Source organism: Pseudomonas sp. GM21 (assembly GCF_000282215.1).
In the GTDB taxonomy this organism is placed as follows: Bacteria; Pseudomonadota; Gammaproteobacteria; order Pseudomonadales; family Pseudomonadaceae; genus Aquipseudomonas.
Genome location: NZ_AKJS01000110.1, coordinates 1 through 22184, shown reverse-complemented (window position 1 = coordinate 22184; position 22184 = coordinate 1). Strand labels below are relative to the sequence as shown.

Here is a 22184-nt window from a genome sequence, read left to right as displayed (position 1 = left end):
CATTTCCATGCTGATCACCCTGGGTTCTCCTGCTCAAAAATTGAGCAGAAACAGTTGAACACCTGGGTCAGTTTTCAGTCGGCAGAACAGCCTTTACTGGGTCAGTTTTCGGTCAGCGGCAACATTATAAACACTTGAATGTGCCAAGGTTGAACCAGCGGCGTACCCCTTCACGCACCCCTAAAAGAGAAAGTACCGCGAGGCGATTCAGTCATTGAACAAAAATGCTTGCGCACCGATAAATAACACTGTATAAATAATCAGGTGTACAATAGTATTTAAGAGTGTTATGAAAAAATCCCTTGCCGCTTTGTCCTCCCTCGCCTGCTTCCTATTCATGCCTATGCTGGTGAGTCTCGTAGTTCTTCTGAAACGAAACAATTTTCTCTCTGCCAGTACTGAAATACCGGACTGGATAGCGCTCTTTTTGAACTGGCGACTTTCCGCAGGGACCTTTTTAACCTCATTGTTGATTGGCATGTGCGTATGCGCGCTGCTGATGGGGGATCAAGCGATTAGACTTCGTCTCGGCAAGGCTCGCACAGCAACCAGAGAATGGTTCGTTTTTTTTGCAGGCTTTTTGAAAAACAATTTTTTGTTCTGGGCGGGTAACTTCTTTGCCTACAGCCTGGCAGCATGGTCTCTCGACTTTGTAGAGCCGATTGCGTGGCTGCCGGTGTACGCGGCATTGGTGCTCCTTTGCGCGGCTGCGATTGATGTCTTCAGCAAGAAAATTGACGACCAACTATTCGCGGCTGGTAACGATTGATCTTTCCTGCCACACGCCTTAGCCGCAACGCACCGGTATTCCCGTCCGGCTTCACAGCCATTGGCAATGTTTAGTTTGGGTTTTAAACGCGTCTGTTCTCAGAACGGCGCGTTCGGCGTCTTCTTTCGCGGCTGTCCGAGATAAAGTTCGATCAGATTATTGGGCAAAAACGAGCATCTAAGACGGCATTCTGCCTCTGAAATCACATTGGTCGGTCCACCTTCCTTCGTCGGACCGATATGGGCCAATGTCCGACTTCCCAGATCCCTTTACCCACTCGTATTCAACTATTGACCCGCCTCCATATCGCGACCAGCCAGGCCCGCGGTAACGAGCATTTCGTGACGGGCATTAACTGGCTATTTCGACCAATGCTAACCGTCAGCTATGGGTAGTAGACGGCCACCCGCGGACGTCCGCTCCTGACCGATGACTGCCTGACGTCACCGGCAGCAATGGGCAGCCCTCCACCGTCATGTTTACGAAGTGCAGGTAAAAACCGATGGAATCGGTGGTCAGATCGAAATGCAAACGCTCGGTCAAGTGCAATGCAAACGAGTGGTCAGTACCAATGCAATCAGGTGGCCAAATGGAGTGCAATTTCGCAATACGAGACAAACAAGAAAATATTTGTGGAGTACACCCCGAAGAGTAGTGTCTGAGGGCTTCGCCCAAGACGTGCTCAGGGTCCGCTTGACTTGGTCAAGCTGATATATTCCTCTAGACTCGATACTTCGGGCGTCTCTCTCGGCATCCTCTCAACATGTTCGTGCATCAACAGTGGGGGGACAACTGGGGGGATAAGGCCGAAAACACGTATAAATATCCAAATAAATCAATACATTACTTACAAAACAAAGCCGCCCACAAGCCGGCTTTTTAATGCCTGAAAGAAAGCACCCCTCATCCGAAAATTCTAAATGAGGGGTTGTCGAGCCAAGGACGCAATTGGTACCGTAACGACAAACGTCATTACAGGTGCCTCGCCATGGCTTCCATCAACATCCGCATCGACGATGAACTCAAGCAGCGTTCTTTTGCCGAGCTGGAAAAGCTCGGGGTAACTCCCTCTGAGCTTCTGCGCCAAACACTTCAATACGTCGCCGAGCGCGGCAAGTTGCCATTCAAAGCAGCATTACTCAGCGAAGAGGATGAAGCGCTCATCGCCGTGGTCACCGAACGTCTTGCCGCCCCTCAGCGAGTCAAGGTAAATCTGGATGACCTATAGCCTTGAATTTGATCGGCGCGCATTAAAAGAATGGAACAAACTGGGCGATACGTTACGCCAACAGTTCAAGAAAAAACTTTCTGAAGTACTCGAGAACCCTCGTATTGAAGCCAATCGGCTTCGCCAGCTACCAGATTGCTACAAGCTGAAACTCCAGCGCCGGCTACCGCCTGATCTATCAGGTTCTGGATCAAGAAGTCGTAGTTTTCGTAGTTGCGATAGGAAAGCGCGAGCGGGAAGCTGCTTATCAAGACGCGCAGGACCGAATTAGTCAGCAGCCTGCTGACTAATTCGATTTTGCGTGCGACTTTTGTGGCTGCTTGCACTGGATGGCAATTAAATCACCCTCAACACTTCACCGAACCGCTTGCACAATATCCCCGCAAAAAATATCGACGCTGCCATCCTCGGGGGTCGTACGCACAAGGATGGAGTATTTTCCGGACAACAGGTCCGGCAGGGGAATTGGCGCACTTCGGTAAAAAGTCCAACCGGCTTCAGCTGCGCGTTGAGTAGTAATCCTGTCGTTCATGTCGTAGGCGACCGGGCCGGGTTGTTGGCAGCTGCCTTTATTGACAAAGGTAAAGATGCGCAACGGCAGGGTGGTGCCATCTGGAACGCCGGAGAGATAGAAGTCGAAATTGGTTTCACCATCCACAGCGTTCAACGTCGCATTGGCGATCTGCCCGGCATTCTTTTGAGTGGCTTTCAAAGGAACGGTGATCGTATGGTCAGAAGAACTGGTGCAGCCAAAGAGACTTGCGGTGAGCAATAGTGCTGTCAGTGGAGTGCTGTAATTCATTGGCAACCTCTATCGGTGGAAGAAGTGCGCGGGGAAATGTGGGTATAGCTCATTAACATCGTGCTGCACTTACCCCGCCACGCGATGAAGCAGCACCCCATACGATTGCAGAAACTCCACCGTGCCGTGGAATATCAAGCCAACCCCCATGGCAGAGACGAAGAACCCGACTATTCGTGTGGCGGCATCGATACCTTGCGGGCCGATTTTCTTGAGGATGACTTGAGCGTAGGCCAGTGACAAATAGGTGGTGAACATGACGGCGCAAAGGGCCAGCGCCACCACGGCGAACGATATCACGACCCGATCGGCCTCCTTGATGGTGCTGGTCAGTCCGATCACGGTGGCAATCGCACCGGGGCCAAACATGATTGGCATGGCCATGGGGATGAAGGACACATCCTGATCAGTGTCGTGGTTAGTTGGAATCAGGGTGCTGTTGGGCGACGGCGCGAACAGTTCAAAACCGATACGCATCAGAATTATCCCGCCAACCACTCGAATCATACTCAGTGGCACCTCGAACAGACGCAGTAGCAGGTTGCCGAAAATCAGGAAAAAGAACATCAGCAGTAATGCATAGATGCAAGCTTTACGTGCCACCCGGCGGAGCTCGGCATTGTCCTTGCCTTGCAACAAACCAAGGAATACGGGTATCGCCTCCAAGGGATTGATGATGGCCAGTAACGTGGTGAACATACCGATAAACAACGTGAAATATGAGTTCATGGCGCACCCTCGATTGCAGACCGTTTTACATCACCATAGCGGATGAGAAGCGATGAGCTCGTCAGGGACTTGCTCTGCCGCCAGGACTGGCAGGGTTGAACTCCATCGTCACTGAGATATCTGAGGTGCGTGGCGTCCAGACACCCGGTAAAACTAGCTTAAAAACGGGTAACTGGAGGGCGGAACCGGTTTGAATAGCAACTATTACCAAACCACCTACACTTGATCCCCAACTGACTGCTGTAGTCATTGGCAAAGTGAGCAGCCATGTAACCACCAATGATTTACCAATCCAACCATGGGTAATCATCATGAAATTCATGATTTTGGTGCAGCGTACCTGGAGCTCCGTCATCTCTGCGAACCGTCCAAACGGCCATGTCAGGCGACGTTTTGGTTCACCCCTTGCGGTACTTGGGCTGAGTTTGCTTGCTTCGACGGCAGTGTTTGCTGCCGACCCGTTGCCTTCGTGGAATGAAGGGCCGGCCAAGCAAGCCATCGTAGAGTTCGTCAAGGCAACCACCCAGGAAGGCGGTGCTCAGTTCGTAGCGCCGGCCGAGCGCATCGCGACCTTCGACCAGGACGGCACCTTGTGGGTTGAACACCCAGCCTATAGCCAATTGTTCTATATCCTGAGTCGCGTGCCTGCCGTCGTCGAGGCAAGGCCAGAGCTGGCTAAATTGGAACCCTTCAAGACAGTGATGTCGGGGGACCGTGCCGCCATGGCGAAACTGACCCTTGATGATTATCTCAAAATTGCCATGGTGACCCAGAGCGGCATGCCCACGGATGAATTCAAGCAGCAAGTCCATGACTTTCTGGCCAAAGCCCGCGACCCTCGCTGGAAGCGCCCTTTCACCGAGTTGACCTACAAGCCGATGAAAGAAGTGATGCAGTACCTGCGTGACAATGGCTACAAAACCTACATCGTCACCGGCGGCGGACAGGACTTCGTTCGCGCCTATTCCGAAGAGACCTATGGTGTACCTCCAGAACAGGTCGTCGGCAGCGCGGCATCCACCGAATACACCTACGACAAAAACGGCAAACCCGAGCTGATCAAGTTGCCCAAGATTCTGCTCAACGACAATGATGCGGGCAAGGCAGAGAACATTTACCTGATGGTCGGCCGTCAGCCTCAAGCAGCCTTCGGCAATTCCACCGGTGACAAGCAAATGCTGGAGTACACCAAAGCCGGCAAGGGTGCGCGACTGGCGATGTTGGTGCTCCATGACGACGCCGATCGCGAGTACGCCTATGGCCCGGCACAAGGATTACCGGATACCAAAGTGGGCACCTTTACCGAGTCGTTGTATAACCAGGCGACCAATGAAGGCTGGACTGTGATCAGCATGAAAAAGGACTGGAAGACGATTTTTGCATTCGAGTGAAATGCCGCTGTAGTTGAATGGGTGATTGTCCAGCAGCCCGTTGGACAATCACTTCCTCATGGATAGCTGAACGATTTCACCAGCGTCAGTTCTCCCACAGCCCGCATCGGCACCAGAAACGTCTCCATCTTCTCGCTCGGCGTTCCTTCCTCGGTAATCACCGTCACCTGCGCTGTTGTCAACGGTTGGACCGCCTCCTCTTGCCCCTCGTCATCGCTGCGATAGCCACCGCCAAAGTAGTTCACGTAAACCAGATACTGCCCTTTGATCGGCGCCGGCATGGCGAAGATCTCCGGGCCATACCCGGTCGTCACGTCAACATCCAGCGCCGCACCATTAGGCACAACACGATCCCCGTACCAGATGTGCGCCCCATCCGGCGTAATCAGGTGCAAGTCCAGGTCCGTGTTGTCGCTGTCCCACGACAACAACACCCGCAACTTGGCCGGCGTGGCACCACCACCGGCATTGAGAAATTGCGTGCGATGCCGTTGCTGGCCATCAGGGCTGCGCACCTCAACGCTGTTGCTGCCATTGGGAAACGAGAACGGGCGATCAAAGCGACCCGTCGAGTCGATTTTCAGTGGCATGCTCACGCCGTTGACGATCAATCGACCGGGCTCCGCAGATTTGGGCGTGGATTTGATCTGGCCGCTGATGCGCGCCGTGTTGGCCTGGCCCAGCGGGGTGTTCACCGAGGAAGCCGGGTAGTTGACAGTCTGGCGGAAGTTTTCACCTCCGCCTTCAGGCGCGCCGGTGCGCCAGCCGCCGACGGGGGTGTCGAGTTTGACGGCGGCGTCGGTCGCAAAAATCGTCGGCAATACGCAAAAAGAACAAAGGAACAGGATGACCTGTGGATAACGGAGTTTCATGGCCTATTCCAGCAAGAGGTGGCGGGCGAGCCCTTCGATGTAGGTTTCATCCTGGCCGTTGGGGTGTGCTTCGAAGGCCAGGTGCAGGTATTCGTGGGTCAGGTCGAGGCGATCTTGTAGCGACAGCACGCCGCGCACATAAATGCGTTGGCGTTCGCGGTCGACGTAGGGACGGCCGAAGGCCAGGCGGCAGACGGCGAAGGTGCTGACATCGTTGTAGCCGACCTCGCTTTCCAACTGCGCACGCCAGCCGCGGCGCTGGGTTTGCAGCCAGTTTTGCGCGGCGGGTAGCGCTTCGCAGGAGGCGACGGGGTTGTCCCAACGGCTGAGGCTGGCGCGTGGGTAGGCGTGCAGCAGGATGGCGTCAAAGCGTTGGCCGGCGTTGGCTTGTTCGACGGCTTGCTGCCAGGAGAGTTTGTCCGGGCCGGGTTGGTCGGAGTGATAGGTGACGGTGCTGCTGGCCAGCACGAGGTCGCTGGTCCAGGCGGCGATAGTGCGCGATTCGGTGGTGGCCGGGCGTGGGGCCACGCGTTGGCGGCTGCTGCTGTCGTCGATGCTCAGGCAGTCGCCGTTGCGGGTGGCGTTTTGCAGCAGGTAAGTGCGGATGGCGATAGCCAGGGCTTTGGCGGCTTCGGCGGGCTCGGGTCTGGCTTCGCGCTGCAGGACGCGGGCGACGTATTCTTCGCGATCCAGGCGGGCGACGAGCTTGTCGTTGAGCAAAAAGAGTTCGCCGTCGCTGTGGATATCCAATTGATTGCCGTTGGTGAATTCGACGCGATAGTCGCCCTGCAATGGCCCGGAAGAAACAACACGATCCCCCGACAGAACGCGCTCGATCGGATAGCGAGAAAACAGACCGACTTCGACACAACGTCCAGAATCAGCAGGCCAGTCACTCGGCAACACTGAAGCCAACGCTGCACCATAATGACGAAGCACCATTTGACTGGTCCCCCGCCCTCCGGCCCAGATCGGCGAGCCATCCGCCGTCCAACCGGCAAACCCGCCCTGACGTGATGACGGGTCCTGATACCCCAGCCAGCTCCAGGTTTTTACCCGCAACCGGCCACCGAGTTCACCCACGACATTGCCATCAGCGGCATTGAGCACCACATCCAGCAACACCCGCCGCGCCTGATCCTGCGCCGGCATCACCGCCAGCACCGTGAGAAGTTCAGCGACGGAAACCCGCGTAGAGGGCTTTAACGATGATAAATCCAGCAACCACTCCGGTGCCTGTCGAGCTTGCCAATACGTGCGCCAATCGGCGGCGGTAATGCCCAAACGAGTCGGTTCAAAGTACAAGCCGCACGATTTGACCAATGCCTGACCTCGCTCAATCTTGCCGCCGGCGGTACAGCAATAAACTTCCTCTTTCGACTGCCCGCGACACTCATACGCAGGTTCACGGGCGCCGGTGTCCACCAGCCAACCGTACACAAACAACTTCCACAAACTGCCCAATGGCGCCTGCAAATCAGCAGGTAACGGCTCGCGTGAAATCACCTGAGTCCGGTTCAACGACAGTAGTTCACCCTTGAACCCCAGCCGCAGCGGTTCGTCCTGCGCTGTCGCCAGCGCAGAAACCAAACACAGCAGCAACCAGACCAGAGGTCGGGTCATATCAGTTGACCGTGACCTGGCCGAGGGCCGGTTTCTGTTCCTGCGCCTGATGTTGTGGCGCGTAAACCTGAGTGAAACGTACCGGCGGCAGATTGAACCGGCCCTTCTGCGAGAAGCGCACCAAATGACGCAAGCGCAACTCACCGCTCAAGGCATCGACCGGAATCGCGTAAGCCATTTGCCCCGGTTCGAAACGCGCCTTCTCCAGCGCGGTCGGTTCGGTGCCGGCCTTGCCCATCAACTTGATGCCCCACGTCGTGCGCTCGACATCGGCACCCGGCGGCAACGGTACTTCGAGCATGCCGTAACGCAGCGGTTTCGCGGCTTTGCTGGTGATGATCACTTCATCCAGATACAGGCTGTCGCTGGACAACGGCTGGGCGCCGACCGCTTCGAGCTTGAAGGTGAAGGCTTCGTCACCTGGCACCAATCGCGACAAGCGACGGGTGATGGTCACGGCCATCGGATCAACCGGTGGTTGCCGGGTCTGGAAGCTCAACGCGCCACGCAACGGCCGTTCCTGCGTCCCGGTTACCGACAACATCGCCGGCACTGGCGAAGCCCCCTGCCACGTCCAATACATCTCACCGGTATCACCGTGTTCTTTCTTCCAGCCTTCACCCGGAGCCAGTGCGATGGTGGGCGAAGCCTGCTCGATGCTGCGTTGCAACCAGGTCAGCGCCAGGGCGCGCTCCAGGGTCGATTGCTGTGGCAACAACCGCTGCAGCAAGGCTTGCGCGTGGGCCTGATCGAAGGCTTGCAGCGACAGGTTCAGGGCTTCGGCGAATGGCTGCGAACTGACCGCCAGACGCTGTTGCGCGTCCGGTAGTTGACGATTGAAGGCGTCCGGTAATTTGACCTTCGATTGCCTGGCCAATGAAGCGGTCAACACACGGGCAGCCGCCAGGCCGAGCGCCGAATCCGGAGCGCTCATGACGAGGCTGTCTTCGCCGTCCTCCATCAGGTTCGCGGCGTTACCCTCGCCTGCTTTCGCCAGGTCGTCCATCAACCCACTGAGCAAGGTGTTCACCGGTAATTGCATCTGTCTGGCAAACGACAGAATCAGCGCGCGCTGCAACAGCGGGGTGTTTTTGGCCTGCTTCGAATACACCTCCAACACTCGCTGCCAATGTTCCGGCGGCAGGCTCAGCTCCAGCGCTTTGCTCGCGTGCCAATCGGCGTAATAGGCGTAAGCGGTGAGAAAGGCATCCGGCTCGCCGTCCATGCCCCACCAGGTGAAACTCGCGGACGGCCCGGCCATTTGTACCAGTCGCAAGCGGCTGTTTTGCATGATCAGGCGCAAGCGATCGCGGATTTGCGGGTTCGAGGCCAAGGTCGGATAAGCGATGCTCAGCGGCAGTAAACGACTGGCCGTTTGCTCAACGCCTCCGTATGGATAACTGAGCAGATCATCCAGCGCCGAACGGAACAATGCTTGAGGACTGTCATCCAGACGCAGGCGAATATCCGTCGCGTCAGCCGGCAAGCTCAGCGGCGTATCACCGCTGACCATGTCCAGACTTTGGCTTTGCGTGACCTGCCAACCTTCGCCGGTCGCGGTCAGGCGCACCGCCAGCGCGTCAGCGGTTTTGCCGTCTTGCACCAGCTCGGCCGTCCATTCGCCACTAGTCAACGAGAACTCAGGCAGCGCGATGTAATTGATGCCGTTGTTCAGGGTCACCGGCACTCGCTGATCGGCGCCACCATAATGGATCACCAGTTCAGCCTTGACCGGATGTTCAGCCTGACTGAAAGCAAATACGCCGAGCGCGGGTTTATCGCCACTGCGGAATTTCGTTGGCCCGCTCCACTTCAGGTACAGCGGTTTTTCCGAACGCACGAACTGTTTTTTCTGCCCGACCTGCCCGTCATCGGCGATGGCCCGGGCGGTGATGCGCCAGCGGGTCAGCGAGTCCGGCATCTTGAAGGTGAAGCGGGTTTTGCCATTGGCGTCGGTGATCAGTTCCGGCTGCCATGCGGCGGTGTCGACGTCTTCACGACGCGGCCGCTCCAGCACTTTCACGCCGCGCTCGCTGCGGTTGGCCTTGCCCGGCGCGCCCGGGCTGCCCGGCAACGCCACGTCGTAGCTGATGAATGACAAACTGGCGCTGGTACGCACGTTGTTGCGACGCGGGTGGTAGAAAAACTGGTCGATGGTCGGCGCGACTTCCGGCTGCAACGCGTACACCATTTCGTCGACCACACTGACGGTCAGGTGTGCCGGCATCGGCTTACCGGCGAACTGTGTGGTCAGGTCGACCGACACGGTATCACCCGGCTGATACGCCTCTTTATCGGTGGCAATCGCCACGTCAATTTGCGGCGCTATCACCTTGATGCCGGCGTTCTGGAAGCTGTACTGACCGCCCTTGGTGTAGAGCACGGAGAAGGTCAGGTTCGGCGCGAAACTGTCCTTCACCGGAATGCGTGCGCGGTATTGGGTGTCGCTGAGTTTTTCCATCTTCAGCCAGTCGCCGCCCTTGGACAGCAGCGCCGTGGCCTCGACCTTGTCGCGCTCCAGCGACAGCAGCGCATCGCTGACCGGTTCCGGGAAAGTGATCAGTGCCAAGGCTTCATCACCGGCCTTGTACTCGGGTTTATCGAGGACGATTTCCACAGTGCCCGGCACGGCTTTGACCCCGTCGCCAGTGACCGAATGACCGGTCGCCCCAACCACGCGCCCATGCTCATCCTTCAACGTCAGGTTGTAAGTGCCCGGACGCTCGAAGGCCACGGTGAAGCCTTTATCCGTTGCGACAAGCTTGCCGTCGCCGGTGCTCTGATCTTCCAGTCGCACCCAGCTATAACTGCTCGGCGTAACGGTTTTTCTCTGCTCGTTGGCCCCTTCGTTCTGATAGCTGAAGACAACTTTGTCGCCTACCGCACTGAAGCGTTGCGGCGCACTCAAGCTGAAACTCGCCGCGCCACGGTCGATGAGGATTTCCTTGGTGGTCTTGACCCGATACGCCGCGCCATCACTGGCAAAGACGGTGAGCATGTAGCGGCTCGGTTTCTCGACGGCCGGCAGGTCGAGGGTCGCGTTGCCCTTGGCGTCAGTGTTCAGTTCGGTGCTGGTCAACTCCACCGGGAATTGCCCGAGGTATTGCAGTTCGTTGTCGACCATCGACAGCTGCTGAGCGCGCAGGCTCAGGCTCAACTTGGCGTTGGCCACCGGTTTGCCGTCCGGGTACAGCAACACCAGACTGCCTTTCACCGGCTCGCCGGTGCGGTAGTCCTGCTTGGCCAGGTTCAGCGAAATTTCGAAGTGCGGCTTGATGTATTCAGCCACACGGAACGCACTGCTGTAGGCCTGATCCTTGTAGCTGAAACGCAATTCATAGCCGCCCGCCACTGCATTGTCCGGCAACTGGAAACGGCCCTGAGTGCCCGCCTTGGAATCAAGCTTCAGCGCCAGCGATTGCAACGCCGTGCCGGTGGCATCGAGCACAGTCACGTTGACGTCGGCCGCAGTCGGTGCCACCGAATCCCGGGCATTCTTGAACTCGCGCCCGACGATTTTCAGCGACACCCAATCCCCGGGCCGGTACAGCGGCCGGTCGGTGAAAGCGTAGAGTTTGGTGTCGTAGATTTCGCTGTCGTAGTAGAAGTTCTCGGAGACAAACACCCCGCCCTCTTCGTCCTCGCCGATCACGAACGAACGCTCGGGGCTGACGTGTTTCAGGCGCAGCAAACCATCGACATCGGTGGCGCCGCTGCTCATCACGCCGAGACCGTCGGTCCACAGCACATTGACCTTCGGCACCGAACTGCCTTCATGTTTGCGCGCTGCCCAGACCACCAGTTCATCGCCGGCAATCTTGCTCACGGCCACGGTGTTCGAGACAAACACCATGGTCGTCGCGCGGTACTTGCCGATCAGCGCTTCCACCAGATACAGACCCGGTTTCAGATTGCCCAGCGGGATATACACATTGCCCGGCGCAACGCTGACGAACTCGCTGGAAGAACCGGCGAGGTTCACGCCCTCAGGCGGCTGGATCGGCTTGGCCTGCCACAGTGGGTAGCGAAATTGACTGATCACCGGCAAGCCTGGAATCAATGCGAATTGCGGCTGAGCGTCGTAAGGGGTTGGCGCGGCCATCGCGGTGCCCATTTTCAGTTCCGGCACCTCCTCAGTGACCTGTTGACGTGACTCGTAGGAAAACGCCCGCTGCATCACGCGCCGGGATTTTCGGTACCAGTTGTCCCACAGGTACGCGAGGGTATTCGACAGGCCTTCGCCCTTGAACTGGCCATCACTGACCACGCGGTGCAGGTTCTTCTGGCGCTTGAGAAAATCCAGTGGTTTGTCGATGCGGTACACGCGAATGTCGGCACCGCCGTAAGGCTCCATGCGGAACCGGCGATAGTCACGGCCCGGCGCTTCAAGGCGCACCATCGCCTGTTCATCGCTGGCGAAACTGCTGTCAGCCAGCAGGAAAAAACTTTCACCGGCCACTGGCGTATAGCCGCTCGGCTCGACGGAGTCTTCGGCGTTGACCGCCGAAACAGGCAGCACCAAGACCAACAACAGAGGCAGAAAACGCAACATGCGGGCACCGGTCATTGGGAGAGAAAGTTCAGTCGATAGACGCCGATGAAGTTGGGGTTGGCTGCGTCGGGTATCCATCGGGTGTCCTTCCATGTCATGAGTTGCTGCAGGCTTGCCGAACGCATGCCGTTGTCAATGGGGGTAGTGGTGCCGGTGTGATAGGCGATGTAGCGGCCCATCCAGATCATCAGGTGCTGGTCATCGCCCTGATCGAAAAACATCAGGTCGCCGGGCCGGGCTTGCGCCACATCGCGGCCCACCAGATGGCTGTTGAACTGAATCAGTTTGATCGCGTTGACGTACGGCCCGACCTTGCCGCCGCCCTGTTGCCACTGCTGAGCGAGGCCGCGTTGCGACTCGCTCAATCGCAGTTCCGGCGGCAGGTAGCGATTGGACAGGCCGTTGCTGCGCAGCCATTTATCGTCATGGACTTTCAGCGCTTCGTTGGCGGCGAACCGCACCAGTCCGGCGCAGTCCTGCTGATACCAGCGCGGGCTCGGGCCTTGGCTCAGTTGCTCCTGGGCGATGCGCACGAACCAGGCGCGGAATACCTGGGATTGCTGCACATCGAGGGGTAGCACCTCAGTGGCAAATGCGCGACTGCCCAGCAACATTGCCAGCAGGCCGAGGCCTCGGATGAGTGCGGTCACAGGGCTTTCCACTCCAGCGGCAGCCATTGCCAGTGGCCGTCGGGCTCGCTGCCTTCAGGCAAGGTCAGGGCGTACTTGCCATAGCCGCCGAGCTTGCGCAGTTTCGGGATCAGGTAGGTTTGCGCGGCGTTGTAAAACACCGGCTCCATGTCCTGCGGCAGGCTGTCGAGGGTTTCCTGTTGCATCAGCTGCGCCATGGACTCCGGGCCGAAATAGACCGGCATCAGCAGGTCTTTGGGCACCACGTCGGCCATCGGCGGGAAGCGTTTGTCGAGGGTGTCGAGAGCCTTGTCCATGAGTTTGTCGTCGAGGGAGAACAACAGCGTCGAGCCGTGACGTGCCAGACTGACTTTCATGAAGGCCTTGCCGGAAATCGCGTCCGGATCTACAGCTTCCTTGGCTTTGTAGGGGCCGAAGTGGGAGCTGACCTGACGCTGCCACTGGTGGGTTGGGCCTTCCTGCTTCTCAACCACCGGGAACGCGTGCTCTTCGACATTGGGCTCATAGGCGCCGACCATCGAACCGAACAAACTGCCCAGATCACCGTCGAGCTTGGCGCTGTCATCGTCGTTCAGGCTGGCCACTAACAGCGGTGTGTAGAGACGCGAATCGGCATACCAGCACAGGCCGGCGGCACCAGCCATGTGTTCGCTCAGGGCCTGGGCCACGGTTTCTTCGGCGCCTAGTTTCACCAGCAGCGGTTTCTGTTGTTCGGCGGCGAGCGGCAAGGCGACGCAGGCACTGGCGCCCATCGGCATGGCTTGCCAGATCGGTTTGAAATCGAAGTCCGGTTGGTTGTCCAGTTCGTCCATGGCGAGGAAGCTGTGCCAGCCCTTGTCGTCCATGTCGAAGCGCAGCCCGGCGAAATTCGGGATGAAGCGCTGGTAACCCATGGCCAAAACGCTGGAGTTGACCGACAGGCGTTGTTTCACTTCCGGCGCGCGAGGTAGCAGGCCGAATGCTTCGGGGAACAGTTTGTCGCCATTGAGCAACGCGGCGATGGCCGTGGTCGAGACACTGCCTTGTTCATCGGTCGGCCCGTTGCCGGGGTCGTAGAGTTTGGCAGGATTGGACAGCACCACCAGCTTGTCGCCATGGGAGGCGAACACCAGCGCCTTGCTGTTGTTGTAAGTCAGTTGGTAAAGCGCCACATCGTCGGCGCCGACTTTCACATCACTGAGTTTGGTCAACTGCGAATCGTCCAGCGCCACTTTGGCCAGCGGCTCCAGCACCTTGGCCAACCCGCCGCGATCCATCACCAGCAGGAAATCCTTGAGCCGGCCATCCGCCCCGCGCCACAGCGCCACGTCGGCCGGTTGATCGAACAGCTGCTCGATCAGGCTGTCCTGCAATTTCAGGTCATGCTCGTAAATGATGCGCCGCAGACTGCCGATCAAGCCGAGACGATCGACATGCGCTTCGTAATAGAAGACGAAATCTTCGGTCAGGGTTTCCTTGAGGAACGGCACCGCCAGCAAGTCCTTGGGCAATTGGCTCAAGGAATGGGTTTCAAGCAGACCGTCAGGCCGGCTCATCCCTAGTTTGTCACTGGCCAATTCTGCCGGTGGCGCCTTGGGCTTGTGCATGAACCACCCCAACCCGCCCGCCACGCCGGCCACCAGGCACAGCCCTGCCAGCAGCGCCGGCCACCTGCGGGGAGCTTTGGCAGCAGGTGCGTCAGCGGCCGGGAAAACTGTCTTTTCGCTCATGTTCACAACGCCCAATTCATCCGTGGTGCGGGATGCTTAATAGTTGAAAGTCTTGACCAGCAGCAGGTCACCAATCGCGCGCAGGGGCACGACGAAGGTCTCGCGTTTTTCATCGACGGTGTTTTCGTTGAGTACCAGATTGATTTGCGAGGTGATGACCTCGTTCTGGTTGCTGGCCTCCTCGAAGTTATAGCCGCCGCTGCCGAAGTTGCCCCAATAGTTCACGTAAACCAGGTAAGTGCCATGCAGCGGCGCGGTCATGGTGAACATTTCCGGGCCGGGGCCATCGACGCCGTCCGGGTCCAGGCCACCACCGTTGGTCAGCGCCGAGTGAGCCCAAAATGCATGCTGGCCGTCCGGGGTAATGATGTGCAGGTCGAGTTCGGCTTTCGGGTCGTCCCAACCCAGCACCACGCGAATCCGTGCCGGCGTGCGCAGGTTATTGGCTTCATAGAATTGAACGCGCTTGAGCGACCGGCCTTCGGCGCTGCGCACCTCGACGCTGTTGGAGCCGGCGCCAAAGGCATACGGCCGGGCGAAACGCCCCTGGTCGTCGGTGTACAGATTCAGTGGATTGCCATTGACCGCCAGCGTGTGCGGCCCGCGTTGAGTGCCGATGGCCTTGAGCTGGCCTTGGATCATCGTGCGATTACGCTGCACGCCCCGGTCTATGGGCGGCGTGGGATAGGCAACTTGCGGGTTTTCGCTACGGTCGAGCAGACCGCTGAAGCGCCAGCCGCCGACCGGTTCCGACAGGTCAGCCGTCGGTTCGGCCCAGGCCGCGATTGCGCAGACCAGCCCCACTGCCAGCAACAGAAATGAACGCATGTGATGCCTCCTGCCATGCATAACGAAACCTTGCGCCCGATCCTCGGCGCGTTACAGATCCAAATACTGCGTTTCGTCAGAAAGACCCGGTGACTGATGGGTCCTGGAAGCCGCGAGGGTAGCGATTTGGCGGTTTTTTAACAATCGGATCCCACTTGATATGCGGTGCGAGTCAAGAACATCTGAGCCTGTGAGCCGAATAGCGAGGTTATTCGGCTCACAAAATGAGCCGAATAAGACTATTATTCGGCTCATTCTCTCTGGAGTTACCGTGGCCATGGCACCTCACTGGATTTGGCAACAGCCTGACTGGCCGAATTTCACCTGGCAATCCGAACGCCTGACACTGCTATTGCGTGAATGCGTGCAGGCGCAAGGTCGGTTGATGGGCATGGCCAGCTCTGTGGGTAACTCACTCAGCGCGCAGAATGAACTGGATGCGCTATTGCAGAACATCGTGACGTCTTCAGCTATCGAGGGGGAACAGCTGAATGTTGGTTCGGTCCGCTCTTCGCTTGCGCGACGCCTGGGTTTGGAATTGGTCGATGGCGATAAAGTCAGCCAACGCAGCGAAGGACTCGCGCAGTTAATGCTCGACGCGACTCAACACTTTGCGCAACCGCTGACATTGGAGCGGTTACTGGAATGGCATGAATGGCTGTTTCCGGATCAGGATATGAGCTTCGCCGCCCGGTCGATTCATGTCGGCGAATTACGCGGCGATCAGCCGATGCAGGTGGTGTCCGGACGACTCGACAAACCGACCATCCACTTCGTGGCACCACCCCGCCTTGGCCTTGAACAGCAGCTCGATACTTTTCTTGCGTGGTTTGAAGCCAGCCATCAACAGAAAGAGCTTGACCCATTACTTCGGGCCGGGATCGCGCACTTCTGGTTCGTCACCCTGCACCCCTTTGACGACGGCAACGGTCGCCTCACGCGAACCATCACCGATCTGGCGCTGGCTCAGGGTGAAGCGCAAGCGATCCGTTTTTACGCCATGTCGGCGAGCATCCTTGAAGATCGCTCCGGCTATTACCGGGTACTGGAAACCAGCCAGAAAAGCTCCACGGACATTACCGAGTGGCTGGAATGGTTTCTGCAAACCTTGCTATGCAGCTTGCAGCAGGCCATGACGCGGATCGAAGCGGTACTGGGCAAGGCGCGCTTCTGGCAGGCGCATCGGGACGCAAAACTGTCAGCCGAGCAGATCAAGGTACTGAATCGCTTGCTGGACGGTGGAGAGCGAGGTTTCGAGGAAGGAATCAGCGCGGCTCAGTATCAAGCCGTGGCGAAAGTATCGAAAGCCACTGCGACCCGTCATTTGGCTGAGTTGCTGGATAAGGGTTGCCTGAAACGCCTGCCCGGTGGTGGGCGTAGTACCCGCTATCAAGTCCGCTATCCAGATGACTCAACATAATTAAGCCATAAGGTGACCTGTAGCAGCTGGCGAAGCCTGCGTTCGGCTGCGAAGCAGTCGTAAAACCAGCACTCGCGGTGTATCAGGCATTCCGTGCGAGCAGGATTGACGACTGCTTCGCAGCCGGACGCAGGCTTCGCCAGCTGCTACAAAGGACGCGGCGCAGCGGAAACGGTTGCAGCCGGTGCAATGGTCGAAATGCCCGGCCTATTTGCCCATAACCCCCATGTCTGCTAGTGTCGCGCCGGTTTAACGTCAACCGGAAATAGCCGCCATGGCCCGCAAAAAAGCTGCACTGGATTTCGAACAATCGCTCGCTGACCTGCAAACGCTGGTAGAGCGTCTGGAGAACGGCGAACTGTCGCTGGAAGACTCGCTGACGGCTTTCGAGCAAGGCATCGGGCTGACTCGCGATTGCCAGGCGGCGCTGGCCCAGGCCGAGCAGAAGGTTCAAGTGCTGCTCGAGCGTGATGGCGAGTTGGCCGAGGAACCCTTCGACGCGGATCAGCCAGAATGATTGCAGCGTATTCGGCGACCAGCCAGGCCCGCGTCAACGCGGCTCTGGAAACCCTGTTCAACGCACCGGGCCCTGAACTTGCCCGTCTCTATGAAGCCATGCGCTACAGCGTGATGAATGGCGGCAAGCGCGTACGTCCGTTGCTGGCTTATGCGGCCTGCGAAGCGTTGGGTGGCAAGGCCGAGCAAGCCAACGGCGCGGCCTGCGCGGTGGAGCTGATTCACGCGTATTCCCTGGTACACGACGATTTACCGGCCATGGACGATGACGATCTGCGTCGCGGCCAGCCAACGACTCACAAAAAATTCGATGAAGCCTGCGCCATCCTTGCCGGTGACGGTTTGCAGAGCCTGGCGTTCAGCGCCCTGCTCGATCCGCGCCTGAACCCGGCGGACGCCGAGATCCGCCTGCAGATGGTCAGCGCCCTGGCCGTCGCGGCAGGCCCGGCGGGCATGGTCGGCGGTCAAGCCATCGACCTCGGCTCGGTTGGCCTGAAGCTCGATCAAACCGCCCTTGAGTACATGCACCGGCACAAGACCGGCGCGCTGATCGAGGTCAGCGTCAAACTCGGCGCCCTGGCCAGCGGCCGCGCAGAGAAGGACGAACTGAATGCGTTGCAGAGTTATGCACAGGCCGTCGGCCTGGCGTTTCAGGTGCAGGACGACATTCTCGACGTTGAAAGCGATACCGAAACCCTGGGCAAACGCCAGGGCGCCGACATCGCGCGCGACAAACCCACCTACCCGGCGCTGCTCGGCCTCGACGCGGCCAAGGCTTACGCCCTGGAACTGCGCGATCAGGCCCTGCGGGCGCTGCGACCGTTTGACGCGACCGCCGAGCCCTTGCGCGATCTGGCCCGCTACATCGTCGACCGGCGTAGCTGACAGCGTATCGGCCAAGTTAAGACCAACGCGTGGGCAGGGGGCGAAGCATCAGGTAAACTGCCGCATCTTTTAAAACTATAACGATTCGCTCTGATGCCCACGACGTTTCATGAGATTCCCCGCAAGCGCCCGACCACGCCCCTGCTCGACCGTGCCAACACGCCGGACGGCCTGCGCCGGTTAGGCGAAGCCGAGCTGGAAACCCTGGCCGATGAGTTGCGCCTGGAATTGCTCTACACGGTCGGTCAGACTGGCGGGCATTTCGGTGCAGGCCTGGGCGTCATCGAACTGACCATCGCGTTGCATTACGTCTTCGACACCCCGGACGACCGGCTGGTGTGGGACGTGGGTCATCAGGCTTATCCGCACAAAATCCTCACCGGCCGTCGCGAGCGCATGGGTACATTGCGCCAGAAGGACGGTGTCGCCGCCTTCCCGCGTCGTTCCGAGAGCGAGTACGACACCTTTGGCGTCGGCCACTCCAGCACCTCGATCAGCGCAGCGCTGGGCATGGCGATTGCCGCCCGTCTGCAAAACAGCGATCGCAAGGCCATTGCCGTGATCGGCGATGGAGCGCTGACCGCCGGCATGGCGTTCGAGGCGTTGAACCACGCGCCGGAAGTGAACGCCAACATGCTGGTGATCCTCAACGACAACGACATGTCGATCTCGCGCAACGTCGGCGGATTGTCGAACTATCTGGCGAAAATCCTTTCCAGCCGCACTTACGCAAGCATGCGCGAGGGCAGCAAAAAGGTCCTGTCGCGCCTGCCCGGCGCCTGGGAAATCGCCCGTCGCACCGAAGAATACGCAAAAGGCATGCTGGTGCCCGGCACGCTGTTCGAAGAGCTGGGCTGGAACTACATCGGCCCTATCGACGGCCACGACTTGCCGACCCTGATCGCGACCTTGCGCAATATGCGCGATCTCAAAGGCCCGCAGTTCCTGCACGTCGTCACCAAGAAAGGCAAAGGCTTCGCCCCGGCGGAAGTCGACCCGATCGGCTACCACGCCATCACCAAGCTCGAACCGCTGGACGCACCGGCCGCAGCCCCGAAAAAGGCTGGCGGACCGAAGTATTCCGGTGTGTTCGGCGAATGGCTGTGCGACATGGCCGCGTCTGATCCTCGCTTGGTGGGCATCACGCCGGCGATGAAAGAAGGCTCCGACCTGGTGGCGTTCAGCGAGCGTTTCCCGCTGCGCTACTTCGACGTGGCGATTGCCGAGCAACACGCCGTAACCCTCGCCGCCGGCATGGCCTGCGAAGGCGCCAAACCGGTGGTGGCAATCTATTCGACGTTCCTGCAACGCGGTTACGATCAACTGATTCATGACGTCGCGGTGCAGAACCTCGACGTGCTGTTCGCCATCGACCGCGCCGGTCTGGTGGGTGAAGACGGCCCGACTCACGCGGGTAGCTTCGACCTTTCGTTCCTGCGCTGCATCCCCGGCATGCTGGTGATGACTCCGAGCGATGAAAACGAACTGCGCAAAATGCTCACCACCGGCCACCTCTACAACGGCCCGGCGGCAGTGCGCTACCCGCGCGGATCGGGTCCGAATGCGACCATCGAGAAAGACCTGCAACCGATCGAAATCGGCAAAGGCATTGTTCGTCGTCAGGGCAGCAAAGTCGCCCTGTTGGTGTTCGGCGTGCAACTGGCTGAAGCACTGAAAGTCGCCGAAACACTGGATGCAACAGTGGTCGACATGCGTTTCGTCAAACCGCTGGATGAAGCGCTGGTTCGCGAAATCGCCGGCAGCCACGAGCTGTTGGTGACCGTCGAAGAAAACGCAATCATGGGTGGTGCCGGCGGCGCGGTGAGCGAATTCCTCGCCCGCGAAAATATCCTCAAGTCGGTGCTGCACCTGGGCTTGCCGGATCACTACGTCGAACACGCCAAGCCTGCGCAGATGCTGGCCGAGTGCGGGCTGGATGAGGCAGGGATAGAAGCTTCGATCCGCGAGCGCCTGCAACTGCTGAACCTCTAAACGCATCCCCTGTGGGAGCGAGCCTGCTCGCGATAGCGGACTGCCAGTCAACAATTCTTTGACTGACACACCGTCATCGCCAGCAGGCTCGCTCCCACATTTGATTTGTGCTTACCCCGAAATACCACGGACTGTCCGATGAAACTCTCCCCCCTCGCCCTTACGCTGACCCTGTTGCCGGTCGGTCAGCTGCTGGCCGACACTTTCGAACGCGATCAAGCGCTGAAACTGCCCGATGTGTTGATCACCGCCAACCGTCAGGTCGAAGCGCGCAACGACAGCAGCGCCGCCAATACAGTGTTCACCCGCGAAGACATCGACCGCCTGCAACCGTCCAGCATCACTGAACTACTCAAACGGGTACCGGGCGTGCAAGTGGCGCAAACCGGCGGGCTCGGCAGTCTGCCGGGGGTTTACATTCGCGGCACCCAGTCGGCGCAAAGCCTGGTGCTGGTGGATGGTCAGCGCATCGGCAACTCGACTTCGGGCGACAGCAACCTGCAACACATCAACATCGAGCAGGTCGAGCGCGTGGAGGTGCTGCGCGGCTCCCGCTCGGTGCTTTATGGCAGTGACGCCATCGGCGGGGTGATTCAAATCTTCACCCGACGCGGCGGCGAACAAGGCCTGCAACCGCGGATGCACGTGGGATTTGGCAGCAATCAGACCTGGGAACGCAGCCTCGGACTGTCCGGCGGTGATGAAAAAACCCGCTTCAATCTCGGCGCCAGCCTCAATGAAACCGCCGGGATCAATCGCACACACGAGTCGTATCCCAGCGACAGCGATCACGATGAATACCGCAATCAATCGATCAGTCTCAGCCTGAGCCACGCGCTCACCGATGACCTGGAAATCGGCGCCAATGTGTTGGATAACCGAGGCAAAAGCGAGTTCGACAACCCGTTTGGCCGCTTTGAACCGGACACTTTCGAGTCAGTCCAGCAGCAACCTTACAGCGATTTCGAAGTGAGCAGCGTCAGTAGCTACGTCGACGCACGCGTTAACAATGCCTGGAAGACCCGCGTCGAATTCGGCCACAGCGAAAACCGCGAGAAGACCCTCGACAAGCTCAGCGATGAGCGCAGCGTTTTCAACACTTACCGGGACTCGGTGAACTGGCAAAACGACCTGACGCTCACTGAACGCAACAGCCTGATCCTCGGCGGCGACTGGTACGAAGACCGGATCAACAGCAGCACGCCCTTCGACGAAGACAGCCGCTGGAACCGCGCCGCCTTTTTTCAGCATCACTACCAGGCAGACAGTTTCTCCACCGAGCTGGGCCTGCGCCGTGATCAAAACCAACAGTTTGGCGGACAGAACAGCTGGAGCGGCACCTTCACCCTGCCGCTGAACCCGGACAACGTTGTGCTGCTGACGTACAGCGAAGGCTTTCGCGCACCGACGTTCAACGACTTGTACTACCCGGACTTCAGCAACCCGGACCTGAAACCTGAAACGTCGAAAAATTATGAGTTGCAATGGCGTAGCCAGTTAACAGAAACCAGTCGCCTGGAAACTTCGCTGTATCGCATCGACCTTGAAGACGCGATTATTTTCGGCAGTAATTCTCAGCCAGAGAACGTGGCCTCGGCGCGGATCAATGGCTTCGAAGCGGCATTGAAACAGGAACTGTTCGGCTGGCAGAGCAACCTTGGCATAGCGTTCATCGACCCGCGCGACCGCGACACCGGCCACACCCTCGCCCGTCGTGCACGGCGAACCCTGAGCCTGGACCTGGATCGACAATTTGATCGCCTGGGCCTCGGCGCCACTTGGCAAGCGGTCAGCAGTAGCTACGACGACTTGAACAATCAACAGCCACTGAGTGGCTACGGCTTGTTGGGATTACGCAGCAGCTGGGAGCTCAACCGTGAAATCAAGCTTGAGATGAAGCTCGATAACCTGCTGGATAAAAGCTATAGCCGGGCGCTGTACAGCCATGAAGCCAGTCAGTATGGGTATCGAGAGGAAGGTCGGGCGTGGTTGTTCGGGGTGACCTGGACGCCGGAGATCTAACCCTGAATTTGTGCTGTTTGGGCTGGCCTCTTCGCGAGCAGGCTCGCTCCCACAGGGGTGTTGTGGCGTTCACAAATCCAATGTGGGAGATTCTATGTTGCAGGGGAACCCTGCAGCCGTAAATTCGGCTGGTATTCGCTCTGGTTTTTCATGAGGGCGAATGCCACCCGACACAGCTTGCGGGCGAGGATGACCA

At 58.7% G+C, this 22184-nt stretch carries 16 protein-coding genes and 2 pseudogenes; 9 read left to right on the top strand and 9 right to left on the bottom strand.

Annotation, left to right across the window (positions count from 1 at the left end; all coding sequences use genetic code 11):
- Positions 1-289: 289 nt before the first annotated feature.
- The 3 genes and pseudogenes from PMI22_RS10875 (at position 290) to PMI22_RS30650 (ending at position 2287) form a co-directional block, all read left to right on the top strand.
- Positions 290-769 (top strand): hypothetical protein, encoded by a 480-nt coding sequence (locus tag PMI22_RS10875; protein WP_007946858.1) that lies wholly within the window; start codon positions 290-292, stop codon positions 767-769.
- A 988-nt stretch (positions 770-1757) separates the two neighbouring features.
- Positions 1758-1997, top strand: a complete 240-nt coding sequence (locus tag PMI22_RS10880; protein WP_007946857.1) for a type II toxin-antitoxin system RelB/DinJ family antitoxin — start codon at positions 1758-1760, stop codon at positions 1995-1997.
- A pseudogene (locus PMI22_RS30650) lies at positions 1987-2287 on the top strand (type II toxin-antitoxin system RelE family toxin). The gene PMI22_RS10880 and the pseudogene PMI22_RS30650 overlap by 11 nt, the downstream one beginning before the upstream one ends.
- 65 nt (positions 2288-2352) lie before the next feature.
- On the opposite strand, the gene PMI22_RS10885 reads toward PMI22_RS30650, so the two are convergent.
- A complete protein-coding gene (locus PMI22_RS10885; RefSeq protein ID WP_007946856.1) occupies positions 2353-2799 on the bottom strand; it encodes a hypothetical protein in 447 nt (148 codons plus the stop codon).
- 69 nt (positions 2800-2868) lie between these two features.
- The gene (locus tag PMI22_RS10890; protein ID WP_007946855.1) at positions 2869-3528 is read right to left on the bottom strand and encodes a MarC family protein; all 660 of its coding nucleotides are present in this window, start codon (positions 3526-3528) and stop codon (positions 2869-2871) included.
- A 311-nt stretch (positions 3529-3839) separates the two neighbouring features.
- Between PMI22_RS10890 and PMI22_RS10895 the strand changes: the two genes are divergently transcribed.
- Positions 3840-4919, top strand: a complete 1080-nt coding sequence (locus tag PMI22_RS10895) for an HAD family hydrolase (protein ID WP_007946854.1) — start codon at positions 3840-3842, stop codon at positions 4917-4919.
- A gap of 56 nt (positions 4920-4975) precedes the next feature.
- Here PMI22_RS10895 and PMI22_RS10900 read toward each other — a convergent pair whose 3' ends face one another.
- From PMI22_RS10900 to PMI22_RS10925, 6 genes are read right to left on the bottom strand one after another with little or no spacing between them, the layout of a single operon-like run.
- Complete coding sequence (locus PMI22_RS10900) at positions 4976-5791, bottom strand: YfaP family protein (RefSeq protein WP_007946853.1); 816 nt, start codon at positions 5789-5791, stop codon at positions 4976-4978.
- Between the two features lie 3 nt (positions 5792-5794).
- Entirely contained in the window at positions 5795-7414 is a 1620-nt protein-coding gene (locus tag PMI22_RS10905) for a DUF2300 domain-containing protein (protein ID WP_007946852.1), read from the bottom strand.
- Position 7415: 1 nt separating this feature from the next.
- Positions 7416-11981 (bottom strand): alpha-2-macroglobulin family protein, encoded by a 4566-nt coding sequence (locus tag PMI22_RS10910; RefSeq protein WP_007946850.1) that lies wholly within the window; start codon positions 11979-11981, stop codon positions 7416-7418.
- Complete coding sequence (locus tag PMI22_RS10915) at positions 11978-12643, bottom strand: DUF1175 domain-containing protein (RefSeq protein ID WP_033049386.1); 666 nt, start codon at positions 12641-12643, stop codon at positions 11978-11980. Before PMI22_RS10915 ends, PMI22_RS10910 begins: the two co-directional genes overlap by 4 nt.
- Positions 12613-14325: a DUF2138 domain-containing protein gene (locus PMI22_RS10920; RefSeq protein WP_007946848.1), complete on the bottom strand. Its 1713-nt coding sequence runs from the start codon at positions 14323-14325 to the stop codon at positions 12613-12615. The genes PMI22_RS10915 and PMI22_RS10920 overlap by 31 nt, the downstream gene beginning before the upstream one ends.
- 36 nt (positions 14326-14361) lie before the next feature.
- Positions 14362-15153 (bottom strand): YfaP family protein, encoded by a 792-nt coding sequence (locus PMI22_RS10925; protein ID WP_007946846.1) that lies wholly within the window; start codon positions 15151-15153, stop codon positions 14362-14364.
- A 277-nt stretch (positions 15154-15430) separates the two neighbouring features.
- Between PMI22_RS10925 and PMI22_RS10930 the strand changes: the two genes are divergently transcribed.
- From PMI22_RS10930 to PMI22_RS10950, 5 genes are all read left to right on the top strand, one after another.
- Positions 15431-16573: a Fic family protein gene (locus tag PMI22_RS10930; RefSeq protein WP_007946845.1), complete on the top strand. Its 1143-nt coding sequence runs from the start codon at positions 15431-15433 to the stop codon at positions 16571-16573.
- 274 nt (positions 16574-16847) lie between these two features.
- Positions 16848-17090, top strand: a complete 243-nt coding sequence (locus tag PMI22_RS10935) for an exodeoxyribonuclease VII small subunit (RefSeq protein ID WP_007894317.1) — start codon at positions 16848-16850, stop codon at positions 17088-17090.
- Complete coding sequence (locus tag PMI22_RS10940) at positions 17087-17974, top strand: polyprenyl synthetase family protein (RefSeq protein ID WP_007946844.1); 888 nt, start codon at positions 17087-17089, stop codon at positions 17972-17974. Before PMI22_RS10935 ends, PMI22_RS10940 begins: the two co-directional genes overlap by 4 nt.
- A gap of 93 nt (positions 17975-18067) precedes the next feature.
- The gene (gene dxs / locus PMI22_RS10945) at positions 18068-19966 is read left to right on the top strand and encodes a 1-deoxy-D-xylulose-5-phosphate synthase (RefSeq protein ID WP_007946843.1); all 1899 of its coding nucleotides are present in this window, start codon (positions 18068-18070) and stop codon (positions 19964-19966) included.
- Positions 19967-20104: 138 nt separating this feature from the next.
- Positions 20105-21988, top strand: coding sequence for a TonB-dependent receptor domain-containing protein (locus tag PMI22_RS10950; RefSeq protein WP_007946842.1), 1884 nt, complete (start codon positions 20105-20107; stop codon positions 21986-21988).
- 92 nt (positions 21989-22080) lie between these two features.
- Here the strand turns inward: PMI22_RS10950 and PMI22_RS32050 are convergent.
- Positions 22081-22184, bottom strand: a pseudogene (locus PMI22_RS32050) (IS110 family transposase); the annotation flags it as partial.